Origin of the sequence: Burkholderia theae, assembly GCF_048565265.1 — a bacterium.
GTDB lineage: Bacteria > Pseudomonadota > Gammaproteobacteria > Burkholderiales > Burkholderiaceae > Burkholderia > Burkholderia theae.
In genome coordinates, this window is the sequence record NZ_CP183462.1 from 3,322,597 (window position 1) to 3,347,018 (window position 24,422).

Here is a 24,422-nt window from a genome sequence, read left to right on the forward strand (position 1 = left end):
CTTCACGCGAACCTTCATAAGATGGTTGCGTGGAAACGGAAGCCGCACGCGCGAAAGCGTGAAGGCAGCCGGCTCGCCTGACCGATGCCGGGTGCCGCCGCGCCGCTGCGCCGGCAAAAGGAAAACCGCCATGTCTCTCGCACCCGTGACCGGCCAGCGCCCGGAGCATCCCGGCCATGCGCGCACGGCCGTGCGTTCGATGTTCGATCCGGCGCTCGTGCGCCCGGCGATCGTGGACTCGTTCAGGAAACTCACGCCGCACACGCAGTTCCGCAACCCGGTGATGTTCTGCGTGTACGTCGGCAGCATCCTCATCACGCTTCTGTGGATCGCAGCACTGTTTGGCCAGGCCGAGGCGCCCGCCGGTTTCATCGTCGCGATCGCGCTGTGGCTGTGGTTTACCGTGCTGTTCGCGAACTTCGCCGAAGCGCTCGCCGAAGGGCGCTCGAAGGCGCAGGCCGCGTCGCTGCGCAGCGCGAAACACAATGTGGTCGCGAAAAAACTCGCGGCGCCGCATGCGCAGGCCGCCGTCGAGGTGATGGCGTCGACCGACCTGCGCAAGGGCGACGTCGTGCTCATCGAAGCCGGCGACACGATTCCGGCTGACGGCGACGTGATCGAAGGCGTCGCGTCCGTCGACGAATCGGCGATCACCGGCGAATCCGCGCCGGTGATCCGCGAATCGGGCGGCGACTTCTCGTCGGTGACGGGCGGCACGCGCGTGTTGTCCGACTGGATCGTCGTGCGGGTCGCCGTCAATCCGGGCGAGGCGTTCCTCGACCGGATGATCGCGATGGTCGAAGGCGCGAAGCGCAAGAAGACACCGAACGAAATCGCGCTGACGATCCTGCTCGTCGCGCTGACGATCGTGATGCTGCTCGCAACCGCGACGCTGCTGCCGTTCTCGACGTTTGCGGTCGAAGCGATGAAGGCCGGCCACGTGGTGACGATCACAGCGCTCGTCGCGCTGCTCGTGTGCCTGATTCCGACGACGATCGGCGGTTTGTTGTCCGCGATCGGTGTGGCCGGGATGAGCCGGATGATGCAGGCGAACGTGATCGCGACGTCGGGCCGCGCGGTGGAGGCGGCCGGCGACGTCGACGTGCTGCTGCTCGACAAGACCGGCACGATCACGCTCGGCAACCGCCAGGCATCGGCGTTCGTGCCCGCGCCGTTCGTGACCGAGGAAGCGCTGGCCGACGCCGCGCAACTGTCGTCGCTCGCCGATGAAACGCCGGAAGGTCGCAGCATCGTCGTGCTCGCGAAGCAGCGCTTCAATTTGCGCGAGCGCGACATGCAGGCGCTGCATGCCGTCTTTCTGTCGTTCAGCGCGCAGACGCGGATGAGCGGTGTCGATCTGCCCGGCCGTGAGATCCGCAAGGGCGCGGCCGACGCGATCGTGCACTACGTCGAGTCCCATGGCGGCCGCGTCACGCGCGAGATCGAAGCGGTCGTGACCGACATCGCGCGTCGCGGCAGCACGCCGCTGGCGGTCGCGGAGCGCCGCGACGGCGTCGCGCGCGTGCTCGGCGTGATCGAGCTGAAGGACATCGTGAAGGGCGGCATCAAGGAGCGCTTCGCGGAACTGCGCAAGATGGGTATCAAGACCGTGATGGTGACGGGCGACAACCGGCTGACGGCGGCGGCGATCGCGGCGGAAGCGGGCGTCGACGATTTCCTCGCGGAAGCGACGCCGGAAACCAAGCTCGCGACGATCCGCGAACACCAGGCGGCCGGCCGCCTGGTCGCGATGACGGGCGACGGTACCAACGACGCACCGGCGCTCGCGCAGGCCGACGTCGCGGTGGCGATGAACACGGGCACGCAGGCCGCGAAGGAAGCGGGCAACATGGTCGACCTCGACTCGAACCCGACGAAGCTGATCGAGATCGTCGAGATCGGCAAGCAGATGCTGATGACGCGCGGCTCGCTGACGACGTTCTCGATCGCGAACGACATCGCGAAGTACTTCGCGATCATCCCGGCCGCGTTCGCGACGACCTACCCGCAACTGCGCGTGCTCGACGTGATGCACCTTGCGTCGCCGGCGTCGGCGATCCTGTCGGCGGTGATCTTCAATGCGCTGATCATCGTCGCGTTGATTCCGCTCGCGCTGAAGGGCGTGCGCTATCGTCCGCTCGGCGCCGCGCCGCTGCTGCGCAGGAACCTGCTGGTCTACGGCCTCGGCGGCGTGCTGTTGCCGTTCCCGTTCATCAAGCTGATCGACATGGTGCTGGTTGCATGCGGATGGGCTTGAACGTGGACGTGCACGGCGCCGGACGCGACAGTCCGCATGACACTCCGGACGGAGGCGCTGCCGCATGAGCGAACCGACCGTCGTCATCGTGATCGTCGACGAAGACAGGTTCATCCGGCATTTCGTCCGTGTCGCGCTGAAGGCCGAGCACATGCACGTCTGCGAGGCCGGGACCGGCGCGGCGGGTGTGGCGGCCGTCACCGCACTCCGTCCGGACCTGATCGTCGCGGACACGAACCTGCCCGATCTCGGCGGCACCGAACTGATCCATGCGCTGCGCGCGTGCTCGGCCGCGCCGCTGATCGTGCTGTCGGCGCTGAACGCGGAAAGCGACAAGGTCGCCGCGCTCGACGCGGGCGCGGACGACTACCTGACCAAGCCGTTCGGCACCGCCGAGCTGATCGCGCGGATTCGGGCGCACCTGCGGCGGCAGGCGAGCGGCGGCCGCATCGATGCGATGCGCGTGCGCTTCGGCGACGTGACCGTCGATCTCGGCGAGCGCCAGGTGCTGCGCGGCGGGGCGCGCGTGCATCTGAGTCCGATCGAATACCGGTTGCTGGCCGTACTCGCGCATCATGCGGGGCGGCAGCTCACGCACGACCGCCTGCTGAGCGAGGTGTGGGGCGCGGCGCACGGCAAGGATGCGCATGACCTGCGCGTGTATGTCGGCCACCTGCGGCGCAAGCTGGAGTGCGATCCGCGGCGGCCCGAGTACATCGTGACGGAGATGGGCGTCGGCTATCGGCTCGCGGGAGCCGCGTAGCGCGGTACGCTCAGGGGTTCGCAGCCGTCCGCAGTTCGTCGGCCGCCGCGCCGGTCGAACGGTGCAGCTGCGCATCGAATTGTTGCACGCGCAACGCGACGCGCTGTGCATAACGCTTCGTGCCGCCGTTGTAGCGCACGAGCGCGGTTTCGACGTCGCCGTCCGCATCGTCGAGATAGCCGCGGAAGATGGCTGCGCCGATCCGCACGTTGGTTGCCGGATCGGACAGGTCCCTGACATGCGCGACGAGGTCGCGATGGGCGGTGGGCAGTACCTGCATCAGCCCGCGCGCGCCGGCGACGCTGACCGCATGGCGATCGAAGCCCGATTCGACCGCGATGATCGCGAGCAGCAGCGCCGGCGCGAGTCCGTAGCGATCCGATTCGGTCTGCACCGCGCGGGCGATCGTGCGCGCTTCGGCATACGCGATGTGAAAGCGGTTGCGCAGCGTTGTGACGATCGTGTCGAGGGTCGGGGGAAGCGACGTATCGGGCGTGCTCGCGGCGGGGACCGGTGCCGCCGAGGTGTCGTCGGCCTGCGCGGGAAGCGCGGCCGACAGCGACAGCGCGATCGGGAGGAGCAGCAGAAGCCGCTTGAGCGGTAGCGCCGGGCGTGTACGCGGCGCCGGCTGGTCATGCGATGAATAGGTTTCCTGCATGTCGTCGCATCGTGGTTCCGATGCAACGACTGTACGCAGTTATGCGTTGCGGCCGTCGAAAGAAACGAGTGCGCCGGATAAACGGCGCGTAAAGACGGCCGACGGACGAACGACGTGCCCGCGTGGCATCACTCGTCGCGGTCGCGCGGCTCGCCGCCGCCTTTCGCGAGGCGCCATGCAATCGTGCCGAGCACGCCGACCGCGACGACCAGCGCGCCCCACAGCACGTACCGGCGTGTCGCGTCCGTATCGACGGCGGGCGCTGGCGCGACCGCCGCGACCGGCAGCACCGCGCCCACGCGTGCGGGCCGCACTTCGGGCGCCATGCCGACCAGCAGTGCGTCGCGGCTCACGGCCGACGACTCGAGCGACGCGTCGCCGACGCCGAGCGTGAACGGCGGCGCGCCGCGCGCGACGAAGGTCAGCGCGGCCGGATGCCAGCCGATCGCAACGGCCGGCTGGCCGCCGCCGAACCCGCCGTTGCGCATATCGACGACGATTCGCCACGCGCGATCCGTGTCCGCCGCGAACTCGAGCGGCGCGTTGCGCTGCTCGCCGCCCTTGCCCTGCAGCCGGAACAGCACGGCGCTCGCGACGTCGCGCCACGGTGCCTGCGCGTCGGCGCGGCTCTGCAGCGTCGCGCGCGCGACGGTGTTCGGTTGCGGCAGGTCGATCCGCACGCGATCGACCGGATACGCGCCGTCGGTGTCGAACAGATACTCGCCGGGCGCGCTGCCGACCCGGACGCGTGCGGCGTCGCGCCATTGGCGCGGTACGGACGCGGTGTCGGTTCCGCGTGCGTCGCGCGGATGCGTCTCGACGTCGATCGACGCGATCGCGGGCGCGCCGTCGAGCCAGTCCAGCCGCAGGTAGCGCGGCGTCGCGCCTTCGAGTGCGATGCGTTCCTGCACCAGCATGTCGTCGCCGTGGCCGACCTTCAGCAACTGCGTGCTGCCGAGCGACCGCCAGCTGCGCAGGTCGTCGCTCGCGTCGACGGCGACGCGCCCCTGGTAGCTGTCGTCGCCCACGTGCACGAGCAGCGCGTCGAGGCTGCCGTCCGCACGTGACAGGTCGACGAGATCCGCGCCGCGCCGTGCGGGCGGCGGCGTGGCGACGGCCGCGCGCAGCGAGCCGTCCGGGCCGACCGTCACCCCGAGCGATGCGTTGCCGTTGTTGGCGCGCACCGGCGGCAGCGGGAACCAGTGCACCGGTGCGCGCGACGGTGGCACGGCGGGCGTGGCCGCAGCCGGCGCGTCGAGCGAATACGGCACCGGCTCGTCCGCGCCGTTGAAGATGCGCACGTCGCCGAGATCGTCGCGCCGGCTGGCCGCATACACGGGCTGCGGCACGGTGAGCTGGTAGTACGCGGCGCTGCCGTCGAGGTCGAGCGAGTAGCGCTGCGCGCCGGGTTGGGCGTCCGGTGCACCGTCGGCCGCGGCGAACGACGCGAGCAGGCTCAGTGCGAGCAGGGCGGCGAGTCGCTTCATTGCCGGTCGTCCCGTTGAGCCGCGGCCTTCGGCGGCAGCGGCGAGAAATAGCCGATCAACAGCAGCAGCACGCCGATGCCGATGAACGACACGATGCGTTCGATGCCGGTCACGTGCGACAGGTCGAACAGGAACAGCTTGACGACCGTGAGCGCGAGCAGCGCGGCGCCGACGAACCACAGCGGACGCAGCCCGCGGCGCGTGGCCCAGATCGTCGTCGCGAGCGCGCAGACCGTCCAGTACACGGATACCGAAGCCTGCACGAGCGTCGATTCCGCCATCGCGCCGAATTCGTACGGCACGCCGGCCCAGTGATGCAGCGTGCGCAGCAGGATCGCGTTGAGCCACAGGAACACGGTCGCGCCGGCCGCGCTCAGCAGTTCGACGCGATAGGTGTCGAACGACCAGCCGAGCTTGCGCGCCCGCACGAACCACGATGCGGCGAGCGCATAGACCACCACGAGCACGAGATCGAGCGGGTTGAAGAGCGGCACGCGCGCCCAGCTTCCGCCGTCCTGCGTGAAGTTCGCGTAGAAGGTCCACACCCACATCACGACGATCAGCGGCAGCGACGCGAGCGCGCAGACGCGGGCGATGCCGTCGCGGCGCGTCAGCCACATCCCGGCGAACGCGAACACGCTCCAGCCGACCATGAATACCTGCTGGATGCCGAACGACGACAGCACGGTGTCGATGTCGTAGGCCAGGTGGAAACGGTGATGCAGCGTGCGCAGCATCAGCGCGTTGAACCACAGGAACACGGTCGCGATCGCCGCATAGTCGACGACGCGCGGATGCCACGCGATGCCGAGCGTTTTCAGGCGGCGCAGCCATGCGGCGAATGCAACGAACACGAGGAATTGCGCGATGTCGAGCGGATTGAGCAGCGGCAGCCAGAAGAGCGGCGAAGCGTCGCCGTCGCTGATGATGCTCGCGATGCTCCACAGCCACAGCAGCGCGGCGAGTGGCGCCGCGCCCCACACCTGGTACGCGCGAGGGAACGCCGCGACGGGCCAGCGCAGCCGCGAGCCGGGGCCCGATACCAGCAGGAGCAGCGCGCCGAAGCCGTAGGCCCACGCGCTCCAGCTCCACGCGCCTTCGGGCACGAATGCGCGCAGGCGCCAGAAACCTTCGAGCGACAGCAGTACGCACAAGGTCCAGAACATCAGCGTATGCAGCGGCGCGATCACGCCGGCGGCGATGGATTGCACGATGCCCGTCGCGGTATCGGTTCTGGCCGCGCCGCGCGACTGGCGCCACAGCAGCGCAAGGCCCGCGCCGACGGCGACGGGCCACGCGAACGCGCCCATTCCCGACAGCGGCGCTTCATGCGCATCGAACGCGCGCAACGCGAGCAGCGCCAGCACCGGCGTCAGCGCGAGCGCCGGCCATTCGGCGAGCGGCCATGTCAGCCGGCGGCGCGCGACGTATGCGAGCCACGCGGTGCCGGCCGCGAACAGCGCGGTCGTATCGACGACGAAACGATCGGCATGCAGGTCGACGTGACGGCTCGCGTAGACGAGGATCTCGTGCAGCCCGCCGCTGACCCACCACAGCAGCCCCCACGCCGCGGCCGCGGCGCCGATCTCGGGCATCCATGCGTGCCACGCTCGCGCTTCGCCGCGCCCGTGCAGCCACCAGCCGGTGAACAGGCCGGCGAGCGCGATCAGCAGCATCGCGATATACGGGCTGTTGAGCACCGGCAGTGCGTTGACGTCGGTGGGCCCGAGCAGGCTCGTGAAGAACGCGCCGGCCGCGGCGACCTGCATCAGCAGGCCGAAGCAGAACGGCAGCAGGCGTTTCTGGCGCACGCCGAGCCAGACGACGGCCGCGCCTTCGATCGCCCATGCGGCGCTGGTCGTCGGGCCCGAGAACGCGAGCGGCACCGCCAGCGTCGCGAAGATCACCGCGAGCGCGAGCATCGCTTCGAACAACAGCGCGAGGCGGTCGCGGCGCCGTGCGAGCGACGCGGCGACCACGACATAGAACGCCGACAGCGCGACGGCGCTCCACGCGAGCCCGAACGGCATGTCCTTCACGAGCGACGCCTGCAGCGCGGTCGCGACGATCGGCGTGCCGAACACGAGCGTGCCGTCCACGTAATGCCGCAGCGCCAGCTCGCGTTTCACCGCATACAGCAGCGCGATGCCGACATACATCAGGAAGAACAGGATCAGGAACGGCTCGGTGCTCGCGAACAGCGCGGGGCGATAGGCCGTCACGCCCCACGCCGAGCCGATCGTGAACGTGAACACGAAGCCGAGCAGGTTCAGCGGACGCCAGGCCTTGAACCACGCGATCGCGAAGATGCCCGCGTTCAGCAGCGCGTAGTAGCTGAACAGCGCGACGTGGTTGCCCTGGCCGGTCGACAGCAGCACCGGCGCGAGAAAGCCGCCCGCGCTGCCCATGAACGCGAGCGGCAGCGCGTTCTGCCGCACCGCGAGGAACGCGCTCAATGCGCAGACCGCGACCATCAGCGGAAACGCGGCGCCGACGGGCAGCAGCGCGTAAAGCTTGGTCGCGGCGAAGATCGTCAGGTACAGGATGCCGACGCCGCCGCCCTGCAGCACGAGGCCGTACGCCGCGCGGCGCGCACGCACGCGCCAGCCGATCGCGAGCAGCGCGGCCGCGGCGAGCACCGTGCCCGCGAGGCGGAATTCGATCGGCAGCATGCTGTTGTCGGCCGCGTACTTGAGCAGGAACGCGATGCCGAAGAACAGCACGATGATGCCGACCCGCACGACCGTGTTGCCGCCGAGCAGCCAGTCGCGCGCGGCGCCGAACGCGCGCTCGGCGATGCCGGGTTCGCGCGGTGCGGGCGGGGTGGGGCGGGCGGGAGTTGCGGGTGCGTTCGCTGCTGTGTGGGTCGCAGCCGGAACGGCGGCGGGCGCTGCAGCAGGCACCGGCACCGATGTGGATGCCGGCATGCCCGCGCGTGCGACTGCGGGTTGCGCGGGCGGTGTCGGTGTCGGTGGCGTTGCGAAGGCGGGTGGCGGTACGGGCGCGGATGCGGTGCCGGCCGCGCTGGACGAAGGCGTTTGCACCGCGATGCCGGTCGTCTCCGCACCGGCCTTCGTGCCGGCCAGTTGGCCGCGCAGCGAATCGAGTTCGCGCGTGAGCGTTTCGACGGTCGCCTCGAGGCGCGCGACGCGATCGGCGAGCGGTACGGGCGGCTGTTGCGGCGTCGCGGGCATCGCGGATGCGGCGCGCTTGTTCTTGAGCTTGTGTTGCTGCAGCGCGTGGCCGATACAGAACCCGACGGCGGCACCGAGCAGCGAGCCGCTCGCGCCCGAGAAATCCCCGATCAATGCGGCGATGCCGCCCACGATGAAACCGATTACGGCGAATGCCCAGTTCAACGCCTTGCTCCCTCACTATCGTTATCGTCCTTCGATCGCGGATCGCACCGGATCGAGGCGGTTTCAGCACGGCCGGCAGGCGAACCGGCATGCGCGCGCCGCAGGCGGACCGTCGTGCGACAGACCCGCGCAGCGTCGCGAGCGGCGTGTTTGCCGGCAATGTATCACAGCGGCCATGCGGGATTTTCAGGGTTGCGGACAGGGTGCGATACGTGGCTGATTTCCGTGCATGACGATCGTTCGGCGCGGCTTTTTTTGTACGGTCATGCTTTTTGCGGGCGGCCGACAGGCACCGGCAGACGGCCGGTCGGCGCGCATTGATCGGACGACAGTCGCGACACCGGCGGATCGGACGTGAAATTGTCGCAAAGCGACCTGCGCCCGACGCGAATTGGCGCAAAACATCATGCGATGCGCGCCGCGCTGCTGCGCACAAGTCCGGCGCGTGATGCCCGTCGTTGTTGGCCGTGCGCGTATTGCGCCGCCGCAATCGGGTGCCGCTGCGTGCCGCGCCCCGCCGGGCGGGGCTGGGAGGCGTGTCGTATTTGCGCAAGCGTTTGTCGTAATTCGTCGGCAGGTCGGGGTTTTTTCTGGCAACTATGTAGGCACGCTATGACTCGCTCGAGTCCCCGCTACACGAGGAGAAGGTTTCGATGGATGCCCCCAAGGTCGTAGTCGAAGGTCTGTGCAAGGTGTTTGGAAGCAACCCGCAGCAGGCGCTCGACATGCTCGCCGCCGGCTCGACGAAGGACGAGGTGCTCAAGCGCACCGGTCAGGTCGTCGGTGTGCACAACGTCTCCTTCGATGTGCAGGAAGGCGAAATTTTCGTGCTGATGGGCCTGTCGGGCTCCGGCAAGTCCACGCTGATCCGCCTCGTGAACCGGCTGGTCGATCCGAGCGCCGGCAAGGTGATGATCGACGGGCTCGACGTCGCGTCGGCGCGCCGCTCGGCGCTGACCGCGCTGCGCCGCAAGGACATGAGCATGGTGTTCCAGTCGTTCGCGCTGATGCCGCATCGCACCGTGGTGTCGAATGCCGCGTTCGGCCTCGAGGTCGCGGGCGTCGGCAAGAAGGAACGCGAACGGCGCGCGATGGAGGTGCTCGAGCAGGTCGGTCTCGCACCGTTTTCGCAGAAGCTGCCGTCCGAGCTGTCGGGCGGGATGCAGCAGCGCGTCGGCCTCGCCCGCGCGCTGGCCGTGAACCCGTCGCTGATGATCATGGACGAGGCGTTTTCCGCACTCGATCCGCTGAAGCGCCGCGAAATGCAGGATGTGCTGTTGCAGCTGCAGAAGGAACAGCGCCGCACGATCATGTTCGTGTCGCACGATCTCGAGGAAGCGCTGCGCATCGGCAACCGCATCGCGATCATGGAAGGCGGCCGGCTCGTGCAGGTCGGTACGCCGCAGGACATCATCGCGAACCCGGCCGACGACTACGTGCGCGCGTTCTTCGACGGCATCGATACGAGCCGCTACCTCACGGCCGGCGACCTGATGCAGACGGGTGCCGTGCCGATCGTGTCGAAGTGCGATGCCGCGAACGTCGCGGCGACGCTGAACGGCAGCGCCGAATACGCGTTCGTGCTCGACGCCGAGCGCAAGATCCGCGGCTTCGTCACGCGCGACGCGATCGGTGAGGCCACGCCGTCCGTGCGGCCGATCGAGAGCATCCGGCGCGACGCGTCGCTCGAACATGTCGTCGCGCGCGTGGTCGCGAGCCCGAATGCACTGCCGGTCGTCGACGATGACGGCTGCTACTGCGGCTCGGTCGATCGTGCGCTCATCCTGAAGGCCATCACGCGTTCGCGAGGTTCCCATGTCTGAAATGATTCCGCTCGGTACCTGGGTCGACCAGTCCGTTCATTACCTGCTCGACCACGACGCGAAGACGTTCGACGCGATCGGTCAAGCGATCGAGGGGCTCGCGGCATTCGTCGAGCACAGCCTGCAGGCGATCCCGATGTGGATGATGATGGCGATCTTCATCGGCGTCGGGCTGTGGCGGGTGGGCTGGCGCTTCGCGCTGTTCACCACCGCGTCGCTGCTGCTGATCTTCGCGACGGGCTTCTGGGACCAGACGATCATCACGCTCGGCCTCACGCTGTCGTCGACGATCATCAGCCTCGTGCTCGGCATCCCGCTCGGCATCTGGGCCGCGAAGAGCAAGTGGGTCGCCGCGACCGTGCGTCCGATCCTCGACCTGATGCAGACGATGCCCGCATTCGTCTACCTGATTCCGGCCGCGATGCTGTTCGGTCTCGGCCGCGTGCCGGGGATCCTGTCGACGGTGATCTTCGCGATGCCGCCTGCCGTGCGCCTGACGAGCCTCGGCATCCGCCACGTGAACCGCGAGATCGTCGAAGCCGGCCAGGCATTCGGCTGCACGCCGTGGCAGTTGCTGTACAAGGTGCAGTTCCCGAACGCGCTGCCGTCGATCATGCAGGGCGTGAACCAGACGATCATGATGGCGCTGTCGATGGTGATCATCGCGTCGATGGTCGGCGCGGGCGGTCTCGGCAACGACGTGCTTGCGAGTATCCAGCGCCTCGACATCGGCCTCGGTTTCGAAAGCGGTCTGTCGGTCGTGCTGCTCGCGATCATTCTCGACCGCATCACCGAAAGCTTCGGCCGCGCGCCGGGCACCGTGAAAGCGCCGCTGTTCTCGGGCCTCAAGCAGCTGTTTCGCGTGAAGCCCGCGCACGCCCAGGCCTGAACGACTGACGGCCGGCATACGCGCCGGCCGCGTACCCTGAATCGATAACGGCTTCCGCGGCTTTGGCCGCGGGGCTGGCTCCCTGCAACCTGTCGAGGGTCTGTTTCCAGATGGAACGCACATGCGAATGCCCGAAATCGCTCGCAGGGCAAGAAGTGAGGAGCGCCGTTTGGCCGAGCCAAACAAGCGACGAGCGACGCCGCCATGCGGGCGATTTCGGGCATTCCCGTGACATGAATTTTTTAATTTGGGGTTGCCACGAGAACGGCCGCTCGCCGCGTTGCGCTCCTTGCGAATACGTCAGTATTCGCGGCGTCGCGCGCCTCGCGAGCGGCCGTTCTCGTGGCAACGCATGCGCGTTCCATCTGGAAACAGACCCTGGGAGACCGATGTGACGTCCGCCGTCGCTGTCGCGCCCGCCGCCTGCGTTTCACCGGTTTCGTCGCTCGCCCATTTCGGCTTCCTGACGCTGCCGAACTTCTCGATGATCGCGTTCTCGAGCGCCGTCGAGGTGCTTCGGATGGCGAACTACGTCGGGCGCGCCGACCATTACCGGTGGTCGATCTACTCGCTCGACGGCGCACCGGCGCATGCCAGCAACGGCATCGCGGTGCGGCCCACGCAGGCGCTCGACTACACGAACCTGCCCGACGTGATGATCGTGTGCGGCGGCATCCGCATCCGCGACGTGGTCGACGAGGGCGCGCGCGACACGCTCGCGGCGCTCGCCGAACGCGGGCTGCCGCTGGGCGGCATCTGCACGGGCGCGTACGCGCTGATGTCGAGCGGGCTGCTCGACGGTTATCGCTGCACCGTGCACTGGGAGAACCTGTCCGCGCTGCATTCGGAGTTTCCGCAGGTCGGTTTCGCCGACGAGCTGTTCGTCGTCGACCGCGACCGGCTGACCTGCACGGGTGGCACCGCGCCGCTCGACCTGATGCTGAACCTCGTCGGCATGCGGTTCGGCCAGCAGCTTGCCGCGCAGGTGTCGGAGCAGTTCATCCTGGAGCGCATCCGCAGTTCGACCGACACGCAGCCGATTCCGGTCGATGCGCGCGTCGGCTTCTCGCGTGCGGAGCTGATCGAGGTCGTGCGGCTGATGGAGGCGAACATCGAGGAGCCGCTGTCGCTGGAGGAACTCGCGCGGCTCGTGCGGCTGTCGCAGCGGCACCTGCAGCGGATGTTCAAGGTGTACCTGAACGTGTCGCCGACCCACTATTACCTGACGATGCGCCTGAAGCGCGCGCGCGACCTGCTGCGCACGACCGATGCGTCGATCGCACGCGTGACGACGGTCTGCGGTTTTCATTCGCCGTGTCATTTCAGCAAGGCCTACCGCGCGCAGTTCGGCCATGCGCCGAGCTACGAGCGCAGGTTGCCGGGGCGCTGACCGGCGCCGCCATGAATCATTCGGTCCGCGACGTCGCCGGGATCGCGGCGCGCGGTTTCAATAAACGATCCCGCATTCAAGCAAACGACATCACTTTGAGGAGAAGACAGATGAAGCGCCTATTGATCGCAGCGGTGTGCGGGATTGGGGTATCCGCGCCGATGTCGGCCGTTTATGCGGCTGATCCGCCCGTATGCAAGAACGTGCGCTTCGCGGATGTCGGCTGGTCCGACATCGCGGCGACCACGGGCCTGGCATCGACGATGCTGCAGGGCCTCGGCTATGCGCCGACGAAGACGATCGCATCGGTGCCGATCACGTTCGCCGGGATCAAGAGCAAGCAGATCGACGTGTTCCTCGGCTACTGGTCGCCGACGATGGACCCGATCATCCAGCCGTTCACGAAGGCCGGCACGATCAAGGTGCTGTCGACGCCGAACCTGACCGGCGCGAAATACACGCTCGCGGTGCCCGACTACGTGTACCAGGGTGGCCTGAAGTCGTTCGCGGACATCCAGAAGTTCGCCGACAAACTCAACGGCAAGATCTACGGGATCGAGCCGGGCAACGACGGCAACCTGCTGATCAAGAAGATGATCGACGGCAATCAGTTCGGCCTCGGCAAGTTCAAGATGGTCGAGTCGAGCGAGGCCGGGATGCTGGTCGAGGTGAACCGCGCGATCCGCGACAAGCAGTGGATCGTGTTCCTCGGCTGGGAACCGCATCCGATGAACGTGCAGATGAAGATCGATTACCTGAGCGGCGGCGACGACGTGTTCGGTCCGAACTACGGCGAAGCGAAGGTGCTGACGGCGACGCCGCCCGACTACGCGGCACGCTGCCCGAACGTCGCGAAGTTCGTGTCGAACCTGCAGTTCACGACGACGATCGAAAACCACGTGATGGTGCCGATCATGAACAAGGAAGACCCGAACAAGGCGGCGGCCGAGTACCTGAAGGCGAACCCGCAGGCGCTCGACAAATGGCTCGCGGGCGTGACGACCCTCGACGGCAAGCCGGGTCTGCCGGCGGTGAAGGCGTATCTCGGCGTGCATTGAGCGTCGACCTGACCGGCGTGCCGACTGAAACGGGCGGCGCGCTGGTTTGACGTAACGCGGCCCTCCCGCATCGTGCGGGCGGGCCGCGTCGTTTTTGCGCGATTGCGTGCGGATACAACCGTCACGATCCCTTCGTCGCCGCCGGCACGTCGAACACGCGATCGAACGCCCACTGGAATACGAACGCGTAGCAGAAGAAGAACGCGAACAGCCCGATATCGACGACGAACGCGTCGAACCACGAGATGTCGAGCCACCACGCCACGACGGGCACGAGCATGAAGATCAGCCCGCCTTCGAAACCGGTGGCGTGCAGGATCCGCCGCCCGAGCGTGCGCGCCGGCTGCCGGCGCGACGCTTCCCAGCGCTCGAACAGCGCGTTGAAGATCATGTTCCACAGCAGCGCGATCGCCGACATCGTCGCCGACAGCGCGCCCGAATACACGAGGTCCTGCTTGAAGATCGCCGCGATCACGGGCGAGATGCAGGAGATGGCGATCGCTTCGTAGAGCACCGCCTGCGTGATCCTGCGCGGTAGGCCTTGCACGTTGTTTCTCCGGTTCTTCGGCAACCGCCGCGGCACCGTGCCGCGACGTCCCGCAAGGCTACCCGCGTTGCACACCCGCCTCAATTCACCTAATCTCACCCCGATTGAATCGAATTCAACCCGGCCGCATCCGGCCCGCGAGGCCCCGTGTTCTCGAAAATTCCCCTGACCGCATTGCGTGTATTCGAGTCGTCGGCGCGGCTCGGCACGTTCAAGGCCGCCGCGGACGAACTGTCCGTGACGCCGGCCGCCGTGTCGCACCAGATCAAGTCGCTCGAAAGCCGGCTCGGCGTGCTGCTGTTCGAGCGCGGCGCGAGCGGCGTGCGGCTCACGGACGCGGGCGAGCGGCTGTTTCGCACGAGTCACGATGCACTGCTCGAGCTGAGCCGAGGGCTGGACGCGGTGCGGCCCGAGGTGGCCGGCGAGCGTACGCTCGTGCTGACGACCACCCCTGCGTTCGCCGCGATGTGGCTGATTCCGCGGCTCGGCCGGTTCCGCCGCGTCGATCCGGAATTGAACATCAAGGTCGAGACCGGCAATGCGCTCGTCGATCTCGAACGCGATGCGCGCATCGATCTCGCGATTCGCGCGACGTCGCGCACGTTCCCGGGCCTGCACGAGATCGCGCTGCTCGATGAGTATTTCGGCGCGTATGCGGCCGCCGGTTTCGACGCGCATCGCACGGACGAGCGGCTCGATTTGATCGAGACCGTGTGGGATACGCCGCTGCCCATGTCGATCGACTGGGCGTCGTGGTGCCGCGCGGCCGGCCGGGAAGCGTGGCTCGAACGCGCGGTGTTCCGGCATTACGACGACGAGCAGTACGCGTTGCAGGCCGTGTTGCACGGACAGGGCGTCGCGTTGTTGAGCTCGGTGCTGGTTGCCGAGCATGTCGAGCGTGGCGCGCTGATGCCGGTCGAGCCGTCGGTGCGGCTCGGCGGCGCGCGCTTCGTCGCGCTGTGCCGGCCCGGGCGGGAACGCGAGCCGCAGGTCAGGCGGTTTCTTGATTGGCTCGAAGCGGAAATCGCGCAGACGCGTGAGGCGGTGGCGCGGATGACGGACGAGCGCCGCACCGTCACCCGAACCTGACGCAATACACCGGCGGCAAATGCGCCGACACCATCTGCCAGTTTTCGCCGCCGTCGCCGGACGTCCATAACCCGCCGGTCGTCGACGCCATCGCGAGACGCGTGCCGGAATCGTCCACGGCCAGCCCGTGGCGATACACGAGGTCGTATGCGGGGGCGGCCGGCAACCCGTTCGAGAAGCTCTCGAAACTGCGGCCACCGTCGCGCGTGCGTGTGACGACGAACCGGCCGTTCACCGGAATCCGGCACGCATCCTTCACGGCCGGCACGAACCACGCCGTGTCCGGTTCGTTCGGATGCACGGCGACCGCGAAGCCGAAGCTCGAAGGCTGCGCTTCGATCCGCCGCCAGTGCTCGGCGCCGTCGGTCGAACGGAAGATCGCGCAGTGATGCTGGGTCCACAGTACGTCCGGGTTGGCCGGGCACTGCACGACGCGGTGCGGATCCTGCGCGTTGGGCTCGCCGCGCCGCTCGGGCGGCATGTAATCGGCTTCCATGCCGTCGGCGGTGACGCGCCAGGTGGCGCCGCCGTCGACGGTTTGCCAGACGCCGCCGCACGAGATGCCGATCGTCACGTGCCGGCTGTCGCGCGGATCGACCATCACCGAATGGATGCCCGGCGCGTCGTACCCGCCGCCGCCCCATTCGGCGCGCTCCGGGCGGTCCCACAGCGGGCGGTTGAGCACCCACGAGTCGCCGTGATCGTCGGAGCGGAACAGGCCGCCGGGTATCGTGCCGGCCCACAGTACGCCCGGCTCGTCGGCGCCGCCGGCTTCGAGCGACCAGATCTGCTGAAGCGTCCACGGCGGCTGCGGCGGGCCGGAGGGCTCGTCGTCCGCGTCGGCCGTGCCGGCATTCACGCTGGCGCCGGCGGGCGGTTCGTCGACAGGCTGCGGCGGATAGACGGGGACGGCGCATTCTTCCCAGTCGGCGGCTCCCGCGCGCCTGCGGTGCAGCTTCACACCGAAATGGCCGAGGTTGAGCGCCGCGTACAGCGTTCCGTCGCGCGGGTCGGCGAGCGTCATGCTGACCGGTTCGCCGGCGAAATGCGGTTCGCCGAGCGTCCAGCCGCCGTTGCCGTCGGGCTGCAGAATGAACAGGCCCTTGCGGGTGGCGACGAGCAATCGATCGTTCATGTCGGATGTCTCCTGGTGGCCCGGCCTAGCGCTCTGGTGCGTGGGCGCCTGGTCGGAGTCCATGCATCAGTCCTCTTATCCGCCCGTCAACGCCTGGACGACATAAACCCGGCTGGTGTCGCCGAGCGCATCGGACAGGTGTTGCCGGTCGCGGATCGGGTGGCCGTCGATGAATACCGACAGGTGCTTGCGCAGCGCACCCTGGTCGTCGACGATGTAGCCGCGCAGCCGCGGCTGTTCGCCGAAGACGGTTTCGAACGCCTCGCCGAGCGTTCGCGCGTCGATGTCGCGCTCGGGCGTTGCGACGTGCCGCTGGATCGAGGCGGCGAAGAAAAGGTGCGCCATGGCGGTGGCTGGCAGGAGCCGCGCGGAGGGGACGGTCTGTAGTTTAGGCGATCCGGCGGGAGCCGAAAGGCGGGACGGAGCCGCCCGGCGAGATAGGGTGCGCCGGCCGGTCGTGCGCTAAACCGGAATCGACCGCCACCGAATCCGGATCCCGAGCCGTACGACGCCGATCACCGCATTCGACAGCCACGTGAGCAAGCGCGGCATCCCGCGCCGGCGGATATCGAGCAACAGCACGATCCGCACTTCATCGCTGTCGTTCCACACCTCGTGCATGAACGTGTCGTCCCACAGCAGGAAGCGGCCTTCGTCGAGCCGGTATTCGCGGCCGTCGACCTTCAGCACGGCGGCCGGCGTGCCGTCCGCGCGCTTCGGCATCGACAGCACGAGATAACCACGCAGGATGCCGCGAAACGGCCCGCGATGCGGCGGAATGTGTTTGCCCGGTGCGAGGAACGACAGCGACGCGGACAGCACGTCCGGTGACGCCGCAACCAGCGACGCGACGGTCGGGCAGCGCGACAGGTTGCGCGGGAACGGCTGGCCGTACGCCTGCATGATGAACATCCGCCAGTCACGCGCATCGTTGGCCGAGATGTCGTACTGCTCGCGCATGATCTCGTGGAAGCGCGGAATGCGCGGCATGTCGCGCGCGACGGCGAGCGCTTCCGCCTGGATCGCCGGCCATGCGCGCACGAAACGCTCGGCGTCGGGGAAGGCGGCCGTGTCGAGCACCGAGCCGCCGTCGATATGGCGGTCGTACAGCGTGCGCAGCAGGCCGGCTGCATAGTCGTAAACGACGGACATGGTCGATCGAAAGGCGATCCGTATGAAGTGTCGTCAGTCTGCACGAAGCGTAATGGGCGCTGCGTTACGTGAGATTACGCCGGCTGACGAAAGAATGACAGTTCGATGAATGTCCGGCGCAAGCAATTTGAATCCCGCCGCGCGGGAATAAACGAACCCGCTCCGTCGTCATACGGGTGTAGCACGTCGTCTCGTTGACTTCTGAAGGAGCAAACCATGAACAAGCATTGGCTGGTGGCCGCCACGGTAGCGGCGATTTCTCTCGCGGGTGTCGCGGCGCAAGCGTCGGCACAGGAACTGACGCGCGCACAGGTCAGGCAGGAACTGATCGACGCCGAAAACAACGGACTGCGCTTCGTGACCGACACGTCGTATCCGGACGTGAGCCCGCTGTTCCAGCAGCAGGCCCAACAAATGCCGCAGCGTCAGTCCAGCACGGCGGTCGGCAGCGATCCGGCCGTTTCATCCGAAGCGGGCAAGCCGGCAACGATGTCGCCGCGCCAGCGCCCGGCCGCATGCGTCGGCCCGGCGAGCTTCTGCACGATCTATTTCGGTAGCTGATACAAGCGCCTGCGTTCGCAGGTCAGGCATTCACGACGGTTGATCGATACGGAACATTGAAGGAGTTCATGATGAAAATATATATCGCAGTACTGACGATGATCGGCATGATCGTCGGTCAGTCGGCCTTCGCGCAATCGGCCGCGCCGCTGACGCGCGCGCAGGTTCGCGAGGAACTGATGCGTCTGGAAGCGGCCGGGTATGACCCGTCGAAGGGAGACGATGGCGAGTACCCGGCCGATATCCAGGCCGCGCAAGCGAAGGTCGCCGCGCAGGACCAGGCGAGGATGGCGGCACTCGCCGCGAAGGCGGCCGGCGCCGGTGCGCCGGCGCAGGTCGGGAACTAGACGGCGATGTGTACCGGTGTGGTGTCGGCGCATCCGGTTTCCAGCCGGACGGGCGGGGTGCGGAGCAGGCATGCGGCGTCGCGCCCCCGCGGGCAGCGCCGCGTGGCTCGGCGCAGACGTGTGGCGGCGCAGGGCGCGAGGCGCATGCCGTTCGACGCGGCCGAACGATAAAGACGAATCCGGACAACCCGCATCTTGCGCGCAAGGACGCGCCGGGCCGCGGGCGAGGCGATCACCAGGGCATCATGCGCTGCATGACCTGATCGCGCAGCACGAAGCGGTGCGCCAGCGCGCCTGCGATGTGCAGGCAGATGCCGGCGAACAACACCCACGCGAGGATGCCGTGCACGTCGCCCATCGCGTGACCGAATCCGGAGCCGGCCGCCGACAGCGCCGGCAACGGGATGACACCGAACAGCGTCACGGCCCACGCGCGCGACGATGCGTTGATCCAGCCGAGCAGCGGCACGGCGATCAGCAGCGCATAGAGCGCGAAATGCGTCGCGCCCGACAGCACGCGCATCGCGGGCGCCAGGTCGCTTGCGGGCGGGCGATGGGTCATGCGCCAGAGCACGCGGCAAGCCATCGCCGCGAGCAACGCGGTACCCACGATCAGGTGCGCGGCGATCAGGCCGATCGGTTGCGTATCGCGATGCACATCGGGCATCGTCCAGCCGATCACATACTGCGCGACGACCAGCGCCACGATCAGCCAGTGAAGAAGGCGTGCAACTGCGTCATAGCGGGCGGGCGTGGGCATGAAGTCTCCTGACGAACGGCGGGGATCGTATGTGTCGGCGGATTCTACGACTGAATCCTTAACGAAACGTTAAGCACGCGGCATCGCACGCGAGCGGTCGCCGTGTTCGCCGGCCGGCGCATGGCGCGGCGGCGATCCGGCCGCGTCCGCCGACGGCAGCGCAATCACGACGCCCAGGCCCTGACCGCCGATGCCCGGCTCGAACTGCACGGTGCCGCCGAAGTATTGCGCGATGCGCTTGACGATCGACAGCCCGAGCCCGCTGCCGGGCGACTGCGCGCCGCTGCCGCGATAGAAGCGATCGCCGAGCCGTTCGTGCTCGCCGGGGGCGACGCCCGGCCCGTCGTCGCGCACGACGATGCGTTGCAGCGCGCCGTCGTCGTGCACGCCGAGTTCGATGCGGCCGCCCGGGCGGCCGTACTTCACGGCGTTGTCGACGAGATTGTCGAGCAGGATGCCGAGCAGGATCGGATCGGCATCGATCGCCCGTTCGGATGCATTGCCGGCCACGAGGTCGATCGCCTTGTCCGACGCTTTCGCGAGATGGCGATCGATGGCGGCATCGACGAGTTCGCGAACGACGACGGCGCGCGTCGGAATGCGTTCGTATTCGTCGAGCCGCGCGAGCAGCAGCAACTGTTCGGCGAGACGCGCGCTGCGGTCGACGCCTTGCACGACGCGCTGCATCGCGAGCTGCTTGCGCGCCGGATCGTCGGTTGCGATCGCCACCTGGGCCTGGACCTTGATCGCGGCCAGCGGGGTCTTGAGTTCGTGCGCCGCATCGGACGTGAACGCACGCTCGCGCACGATCGATTGCCGCAGCCTTGCCAGCAGGCGGTCGATCGCGTCGACCAGCGTGCGCACTTCGTCCGGCACGGTGGCGACGTCGAGCGGTTCGAGCGATCGCGCATCGCGCGCACCGATCTGCGTCGACAGCGTCTTCAACGGCGCGAGACTGTGCCCGATCATGTACCAGAGGAGCAGCGCCAGCACCGGGAGCGCGACGATCAGCGGCAGGACGATCCCGCGCGCGATGCCGGTCGCCAGATCGCTGCGCGTGTTGACCGTTTCCATCACGCGGATCCAGCGCCCCGACGCGCTGTCGTGCAGCGTGTGCGTGCGCCATTGCGCGTCGCCGATGACGATCGTCCAGGGGGCGCCGCGCGGTTCGCGTGCATCGGGCAGGCCGGCGGTGTCGGCCGGCAGGCTCGACGCGATGACATGGTTCTGCGCGTCGCGCACCTCGAACAGTACGTCGCGCGGCAGGCGGTCGCCGTCGTTGTTGGCGGGGCTCGATCCTGAAGCGCCGAGCGCGAGTTCGACGCGTGCGTCGGGCGGAAAGCGGGCGAGGCGAGCGAGGTCGGCCGGCGAGAGACCGACGAGCAGCACTGCATATTCGACGAGGCGCGCGTCTTCCCATTCGCCGATCTCGCGCGTGGCGTGCCGGAAGCCGCCGAACACGGCGACGAGCCAGACGACGGTGACGCAGCCGAGCGCCATCGCCGACACGCGGCGGCGTATCGAGCGCGAGATCATGGCGCGTCGACGACGTAACCGATGCCCCGGACGGTGCGGATCAATTCCGCGCCGAGCTTTTTGCGCAGGTTCGAAATATGGACCTCGATCGCATTGCTTTCGATGCCTTCCTGCCACCCGTACAGGCCGTCCTCGAGACGCGCGCGCGACTGGGGCGTGCCCGGGTGGCTGACGAGCTGAACCAGGATGGCCCATTCCCGCGACGTGAGCGCGATGCGTGCTGCATCGCGTGTCACCGTATGGGTGGTCAGGTCGATCGTGATGTCGCGCCAGACGATCTCGTCGCCGGCGCGGCCCTGCGAGCGTCGCACGAGCGCGCGACAGCGGGCCAGCACCTCGGACAGCTCGAACGGTTTCGCGAGATAGTCGTCGGCGCCATCGTCGAGGCCGCGGACGCGGTCGGCGACGGTGCCGCGCGCGGTCAGCACCAGCACGGGGACCGTGTCGCCCGCGTCGCGCAACGCACGCAGCAGTTCCGTGCCGGATTTCCCGGGCAGGCCGAGATCGAGCACGACGAGCGCGAAGCGGGTCGACGCGAGCGCGGCCGCGGCGGCGTGGCCGTCGCGCAGCCAGTCGACGTGATAGCCGGCCTGGCTCAGGCTGATCTCGAGGCCGCTGCCGATCAGATCGTCGTCTTCAACAAGGAGGAGTCGCATGGTCGATTCGCGTACAGGTGTCTGCGATTGTACGAGCCCCACTGTGCGTGCCATGCAACGGATTGTAATTGAGCGGTCTCGAGCATCGCGCGATTCTGAAGAACGCTTAAGGTTCGCTGCCGGCATTCCCGCTACTATCGGCCACACCATTTCTCCCCCTGATCCCGATCCGGGTTTGCCGCGTCCGTCACGGACCGCGCACTGGCCCACGAATCCGCGACCCTTCAGTTTGATTTCAGATCGATTCGGGTCGCCTGCACGGGAGGTTCATTCTTGATGGCACCTTCGACGATCGAGCGATGGCGCGCCCACCTGCTGATCGCCGCGCTGGCCGGCATGCTGATTCAATGTTTCGTGCTGGTGTCGTTGCTCGCGTTGCGCGTACCCGAAGCGTTTTTCACCACGATGACATTTCGCGTATGGACCGTCGTCGCGGTCGCGACCGCGATCCTTTCGGCCCGCAAGCTTGCCGATGCGGCGTTCAGGGCCGCGCTCGCGTGCGGATACGTGCGCATGACAGGAATCGATCGCCGCACGGTAGTCGTGTCATCTGATTGCGCGTATCGTCGCTTGGTCGTCCTTCACATCCGGCTCAACGGGAATCGATACGGCAGCGTGCACGGGTGAGCCCGCGTGTGTGCGGCCGTCCGGGGCATAACGGCCGTACCGGTCACCACTGGGGAGAAGCATGGTTTTGCTGCATGTGCTGCACGCGCTGGCCGGGGTAATGTCGATCGTCTGCGGATTGGGCGTGTTGCTGGGCATTGCATACACGGTCACGGCCAGTGTGCTGGTCGGCAGGTTCTTTTCCCGGGCGGCGGCGGAGCCGCGCGAATATCCGGGCGTCACCGTCGCGAAGCCGCTGCACGGCGACGAATGGCATCTCGTACACCATCTCGAAAGCTTCTTCGTCCAGAATTATCCGGGGCCGGTCCAGCACCTGTTCGGCGTGCACGATGCGGGCGACGCGGCGCTCGCGGCCGTCGAGGCGCTGCGGGCGCGCTACCCGGACGCGAACATCAAGGTCGTCGCCGATGCGCGGCTGTACGGGCCGAACCGCAAGATCGCCAATCTCGTGAACATGCTCGAACACGCGGAGTATTCGGTGCTCTGTCTGGCCGACAGCGATGTGGTGGTCGAGCGCGATTATTTGCGCGCCGTCGTCGGCGCGCTACAGCAGCCGGATGTCGGCATCGTGACGAGCGTGTATCGCGGCATCGCATCGCCGGGCTTCTGGCCCGGTGTCGCCGTCGCGATGACGAACTACCATTTCCTGCCGGGCGTGATCACCGGGCTCTTTCTCGGGCGCGCGCGTCCTTGCTTTGGCCAGACGATTGCGTTCACGCGCGCGACGCTCGAACGCATCGGCGGGCTCACGCGTTTCGCCCATCACCTGGCCGAGGATCACGCGCTCGGCGAAGCGGTGCGGCAGGCGGGTGCGCAGGTCGTCATTCCGCCATTCGTGGTCGGGCATGCGTGTGTCGAAGAGACCTTCGCCAAGCTGTACGCACACGAATTGCGCTGGAGCTGCACGATCCGCGCGGCGGACCGGCTCGGCCATGCCGGTTCGGTGCTGATGCACCCGCTGCCGCTCGCGCTGCTGGCGCTGCTGTTCTCCGGCGGCACGGTCGCGGCTTGCGCGCTGACGGTCGCGGCGCTTGCCGCGCGCGCACTGCTGATGCTGAAAACGAGCCGTGCGACCGGTGCCGGCCTGCGCGGCGTGGCCTGGTTGCCGTTCGTCGATCTGCTGCAGTTCCTGGTCTTCGTGTCGAGCTTCTTCTCGTCGCATGTCGTGTGGCGCGGCACGCGCTTTCGCGTCGACCGGGAAGGCCTGCTGTCGCCCGCGAGCGAATCATGACGACGGAAACGGACACCGACGCGGATCGACAGTCCGCCCGCCACGAAGCACGGCTGCGGCATGCAGGGCGTGCGGCCGCGCTGGGCGGGCTGGCGCTCGCCGTGTGGCTGATCTGGCGCGAGCATCCGCTGGAGATCCTGCACCGCTTGCAGATCGCCGGTGCCGGGCTGCTGCTCGCCGCGCTGGCCCACATCCTGCCGATGCTCGCGAATGCGTGGGACTGGCGGATGCTGATCCGCGGCCCGCGCCGCCCGTCGTTCGCGACGATGCTGAAGCTCGTCTGGATCCGCGAATCGATCAACGGGCTGTTGCCGGTCGCACGGATCGGCGGCGAGATCGTGTCGTTCAGCCTGCTGCGGCAGGCGGGCGTGCGCCCGGCGACCGCCGTGGCCAGCCTCGTCGCCGACATGCAACTGACGCTGATCAGCCAGCTGGTGTTCGCGCTGATCGCGATCGCCTACGTGCTCGAACGCGTGTCGTCCGATGCCGCGCGGGTGGCCGCGAACCTCGCCATCGGCATGGCCGCGCTGGTGCCGGTGCTGCTGCTGTTCGCGCTGGTGCAGCATGCGCGGCCGTTCGAACGCGCGACGCGCGCACTCAACCGCCTCACGAGCGGCAAGGTGGTGGCGTTGGTCGGCGAATCGGCGCGCACCGATCAGTCGATCCGGATGATCTGGAGAAAGACCGGCATCGTCGTGCGTTATCTCGCGATCTGGCAGACGCTGCAGTTCATCGGGTATGCGCTGGAAATCTGGCTGGCGCTGTATTTCCTCGGCGCCGATCCGACCTTTGCACAGGCGCTCGCGATCGAGGCGCTGATCCAGCTGGTCAGCAGCATCGCATTCCTGATGCCGGGTGGCCTGGGCGTGCAGGAGGGCGGGTTCGTGCTGATCGGCGGGCTGCTCGGGTTCGACCCGCCGACTTGTCTCGCACTGGCCGGCGCCCGCCGCGTGCGTGATCTGCTGTTCTATCTGCCGGGCTTGCTGGCGTGGCAGTGGGCGGCCGGTTCGGCGAAGCGGCCGGGCGAAACGAAACGCGCGTCGCTGCGGATCGGGGAATCCGCCCGGCCGCGCTGACGCGGCCCGGCGACGCGGGAG

21 protein-coding genes and 1 pseudogene are annotated in these 24,422 nt (G+C 67.9%); 12 read left to right on the top strand and 10 right to left on the bottom strand.

Annotation, left to right across the window (positions count from 1 at the left end):
• Positions 1 to 199 precede the first annotated feature (199 nt).
• Both kdpB and ACN22W_RS32465 read left to right on the top strand, forming a co-directional pair.
• A complete protein-coding gene (kdpB, locus tag ACN22W_RS32460; protein ID WP_419689863.1) occupies positions 200 to 2,257 on the top strand; it encodes a potassium-transporting ATPase subunit KdpB in 2,058 nt (685 codons plus the stop codon).
• A 64-nt stretch (positions 2,258 to 2,321) separates the two neighbouring features.
• On the top strand, positions 2,322 to 3,020 hold the full coding sequence (locus ACN22W_RS32465) for a response regulator (RefSeq protein WP_419688605.1): 699 nt from the start codon (positions 2,322 to 2,324) through the stop codon (positions 3,018 to 3,020).
• Positions 3,021 to 3,030: 10 nt separating this feature from the next.
• Here the strand turns inward: ACN22W_RS32465 and ACN22W_RS32470 are convergent, their stop codons facing one another.
• From ACN22W_RS32470 to ACN22W_RS32480, 3 genes are all read right to left on the bottom strand, one after another.
• Positions 3,031 to 3,678 (bottom strand): lytic transglycosylase domain-containing protein, encoded by a 648-nt coding sequence (locus ACN22W_RS32470; protein ID WP_419688607.1) that lies wholly within the window; start codon positions 3,676 to 3,678, stop codon positions 3,031 to 3,033.
• A gap of 128 nt (positions 3,679 to 3,806) precedes the next feature.
• Positions 3,807 to 5,165: a DUF3999 domain-containing protein gene (locus ACN22W_RS32475; protein ID WP_419688609.1), complete on the bottom strand. Its 1,359-nt coding sequence runs from the start codon at positions 5,163 to 5,165 to the stop codon at positions 3,807 to 3,809.
• A complete protein-coding gene (locus ACN22W_RS32480; protein ID WP_419688611.1) occupies positions 5,162 to 8,524 on the bottom strand; it encodes a DUF2339 domain-containing protein in 3,363 nt (1,120 codons plus the stop codon). The genes ACN22W_RS32475 and ACN22W_RS32480 overlap by 4 nt, the downstream gene beginning before the upstream one ends.
• Positions 8,525 to 9,058: 534 nt before the next feature.
• On the opposite strand from ACN22W_RS32480, the pseudogene ACN22W_RS32485 reads away from it, so the two are divergent.
• The 4 genes and pseudogenes from ACN22W_RS32485 to ACN22W_RS32500 all read left to right on the top strand — a co-directional run.
• Positions 9,059 to 10,347: pseudogene (locus tag ACN22W_RS32485) on the top strand (quaternary amine ABC transporter ATP-binding protein); the annotation flags it as partial.
• Positions 10,340 to 11,236: a choline ABC transporter permease subunit gene (gene choW, locus ACN22W_RS32490; protein WP_193099821.1), complete on the top strand. Its 897-nt coding sequence runs from the start codon at positions 10,340 to 10,342 to the stop codon at positions 11,234 to 11,236. The pseudogene ACN22W_RS32485 and the gene choW, both read left to right, overlap by 8 nt.
• Positions 11,237 to 11,627: 391 nt before the next feature.
• Entirely contained in the window at positions 11,628 to 12,626 is a 999-nt protein-coding gene (locus tag ACN22W_RS32495; RefSeq protein WP_048242618.1) for a GlxA family transcriptional regulator, read from the top strand.
• A 110-nt stretch (positions 12,627 to 12,736) separates the two neighbouring features.
• Positions 12,737 to 13,684 (top strand): choline ABC transporter substrate-binding protein, encoded by a 948-nt coding sequence (locus ACN22W_RS32500; protein WP_129515728.1) that lies wholly within the window; start codon positions 12,737 to 12,739, stop codon positions 13,682 to 13,684.
• A gap of 121 nt (positions 13,685 to 13,805) precedes the next feature.
• Here ACN22W_RS32500 and ACN22W_RS32505 read toward each other — a convergent pair whose 3' ends face one another.
• On the bottom strand, positions 13,806 to 14,231 hold the full coding sequence (locus tag ACN22W_RS32505; protein WP_343493566.1) for a PACE efflux transporter: 426 nt from the start codon (positions 14,229 to 14,231) through the stop codon (positions 13,806 to 13,808).
• A 147-nt stretch (positions 14,232 to 14,378) separates the two neighbouring features.
• Here ACN22W_RS32505 and ACN22W_RS32510 point away from each other — a divergent pair, with 147 nt between their 5' ends.
• Positions 14,379 to 15,320, top strand: a complete 942-nt coding sequence (locus ACN22W_RS32510) for a LysR substrate-binding domain-containing protein (RefSeq protein ID WP_419688614.1) — start codon at positions 14,379 to 14,381, stop codon at positions 15,318 to 15,320.
• Here the strand turns inward: ACN22W_RS32510 and ACN22W_RS32515 are convergent.
• From ACN22W_RS32515 to ACN22W_RS32525, 3 genes are all read right to left on the bottom strand, one after another.
• A complete protein-coding gene (locus tag ACN22W_RS32515; protein WP_419688616.1) occupies positions 15,307 to 16,455 on the bottom strand; it encodes a WD40/YVTN/BNR-like repeat-containing protein in 1,149 nt (382 codons plus the stop codon). The genes ACN22W_RS32510 and ACN22W_RS32515 overlap by 14 nt on opposite strands.
• A 75-nt stretch (positions 16,456 to 16,530) precedes the next feature.
• Positions 16,531 to 16,800 carry a MoaD/ThiS family protein gene (locus tag ACN22W_RS32520; protein WP_419688617.1) on the bottom strand — a complete coding sequence of 90 codons (270 nt, stop codon included), beginning with the start codon at positions 16,798 to 16,800 and terminating at the stop codon, positions 16,531 to 16,533.
• 117 nt (positions 16,801 to 16,917) lie between these two features.
• Complete coding sequence (locus ACN22W_RS32525; RefSeq protein ID WP_419688618.1) at positions 16,918 to 17,607, bottom strand: aspartyl/asparaginyl beta-hydroxylase domain-containing protein; 690 nt, start codon at positions 17,605 to 17,607, stop codon at positions 16,918 to 16,920.
• A gap of 216 nt (positions 17,608 to 17,823) precedes the next feature.
• Here ACN22W_RS32525 and ACN22W_RS32530 point away from each other — a divergent pair, with 216 nt between their 5' ends.
• Entirely contained in the window at positions 17,824 to 18,168 is a 345-nt protein-coding gene (locus tag ACN22W_RS32530) for a DUF4148 domain-containing protein (protein ID WP_048242611.1), read from the top strand.
• Between the two features lie 71 nt (positions 18,169 to 18,239).
• Positions 18,240 to 18,515 (top strand): DUF4148 domain-containing protein, encoded by a 276-nt coding sequence (locus tag ACN22W_RS32535; protein WP_419688619.1) that lies wholly within the window; start codon positions 18,240 to 18,242, stop codon positions 18,513 to 18,515.
• 232 nt (positions 18,516 to 18,747) lie between these two features.
• On the opposite strand, the gene ACN22W_RS32540 is transcribed toward ACN22W_RS32535, so the two are convergent.
• The 3 genes from ACN22W_RS32540 to ACN22W_RS32550 all read right to left on the bottom strand — a co-directional run bounded on the left by ACN22W_RS32540 (position 18,748) and on the right by ACN22W_RS32550 (position 21,467).
• Positions 18,748 to 19,275 carry a cytochrome b gene (locus ACN22W_RS32540; protein ID WP_129515721.1) on the bottom strand — a complete coding sequence of 176 codons (528 nt, stop codon included), beginning with the start codon at positions 19,273 to 19,275 and terminating at the stop codon, positions 18,748 to 18,750.
• A gap of 69 nt (positions 19,276 to 19,344) precedes the next feature.
• Entirely contained in the window at positions 19,345 to 20,811 is a 1,467-nt protein-coding gene (locus tag ACN22W_RS32545) for an ATP-binding protein (RefSeq protein WP_419688620.1), read from the bottom strand.
• Complete coding sequence (locus ACN22W_RS32550) at positions 20,808 to 21,467, bottom strand: response regulator (RefSeq protein WP_129515719.1); 660 nt, start codon at positions 21,465 to 21,467, stop codon at positions 20,808 to 20,810. Before ACN22W_RS32550 ends, ACN22W_RS32545 begins: the two co-directional genes overlap by 4 nt.
• A 276-nt stretch (positions 21,468 to 21,743) precedes the next feature.
• On the opposite strand from ACN22W_RS32550, the gene ACN22W_RS32555 reads away from it, so the two are divergent.
• From ACN22W_RS32555 to ACN22W_RS32565, 3 genes are all read left to right on the top strand, one after another.
• Positions 21,744 to 22,094, top strand: coding sequence for a hypothetical protein (locus ACN22W_RS32555; protein WP_129515718.1), 351 nt, complete (start codon positions 21,744 to 21,746; stop codon positions 22,092 to 22,094).
• Between the two features lie 61 nt (positions 22,095 to 22,155).
• Complete coding sequence (gene hpnI / locus ACN22W_RS32560; protein ID WP_419688622.1) at positions 22,156 to 23,325, top strand: bacteriohopanetetrol glucosamine biosynthesis glycosyltransferase HpnI; 1,170 nt, start codon at positions 22,156 to 22,158, stop codon at positions 23,323 to 23,325.
• Entirely contained in the window at positions 23,322 to 24,401 is a 1,080-nt protein-coding gene (locus tag ACN22W_RS32565) for a lysylphosphatidylglycerol synthase domain-containing protein (protein WP_419688624.1), read from the top strand. Before hpnI ends, ACN22W_RS32565 begins: the two co-directional genes overlap by 4 nt.
• Positions 24,402 to 24,422 lie beyond the last annotated feature (21 nt).

Coding starts and splice junctions, on each gene's coding strand:
- kdpB (WP_419689863.1), top strand. CDS start 200: ATGTTCGATCCGGCGCTCGTGCGCCCGGCGATCGTGGACTCGTTCAGG.
- ACN22W_RS32465 (WP_419688605.1), top strand. CDS start 2,322: ATGAGCGAACCGACCGTCGTCATCGTGATCGTCGACGAAGACAGGTTC.
- ACN22W_RS32470 (WP_419688607.1), bottom strand. CDS start 3,678: ATGCAGGAAACCTATTCATCGCATGACCAGCCGGCGCCGCGTACACGC.
- ACN22W_RS32475 (WP_419688609.1), bottom strand. CDS start 5,165: ATGAAGCGACTCGCCGCCCTGCTCGCACTGAGCCTGCTCGCGTCGTTC.
- choW (WP_193099821.1), top strand. CDS start 10,340: ATGTCTGAAATGATTCCGCTCGGTACCTGGGTCGACCAGTCCGTTCAT.
- ACN22W_RS32500 (WP_129515728.1), top strand. CDS start 12,737: ATGAAGCGCCTATTGATCGCAGCGGTGTGCGGGATTGGGGTATCCGCG.
- ACN22W_RS32515 (WP_419688616.1), bottom strand. CDS start 16,455: ATGAACGATCGATTGCTCGTCGCCACCCGCAAGGGCCTGTTCATTCTG.
- ACN22W_RS32520 (WP_419688617.1), bottom strand. CDS start 16,800: ATGGCGCACCTTTTCTTCGCCGCCTCGATCCAGCGGCACGTCGCAACG.
- ACN22W_RS32525 (WP_419688618.1), bottom strand. CDS start 17,607: ATGTCCGTCGTTTACGACTATGCAGCCGGCCTGCTGCGCACGCTGTAC.
- ACN22W_RS32530 (WP_048242611.1), top strand. CDS start 17,824: ATGAACAAGCATTGGCTGGTGGCCGCCACGGTAGCGGCGATTTCTCTC.
- ACN22W_RS32535 (WP_419688619.1), top strand. CDS start 18,240: ATGAAAATATATATCGCAGTACTGACGATGATCGGCATGATCGTCGGT.
- ACN22W_RS32540 (WP_129515721.1), bottom strand. CDS start 19,275: ATGCCCACGCCCGCCCGCTATGACGCAGTTGCACGCCTTCTTCACTGG.
- ACN22W_RS32545 (WP_419688620.1), bottom strand. CDS start 20,811: ATGATCTCGCGCTCGATACGCCGCCGCGTGTCGGCGATGGCGCTCGGC.
- ACN22W_RS32550 (WP_129515719.1), bottom strand. CDS start 21,467: ATGCGACTCCTCCTTGTTGAAGACGACGATCTGATCGGCAGCGGCCTC.
- ACN22W_RS32555 (WP_129515718.1), top strand. CDS start 21,744: ATGGCACCTTCGACGATCGAGCGATGGCGCGCCCACCTGCTGATCGCC.
- hpnI (WP_419688622.1), top strand. CDS start 22,156: ATGGTTTTGCTGCATGTGCTGCACGCGCTGGCCGGGGTAATGTCGATC.
- ACN22W_RS32565 (WP_419688624.1), top strand. CDS start 23,322: ATGACGACGGAAACGGACACCGACGCGGATCGACAGTCCGCCCGCCAC.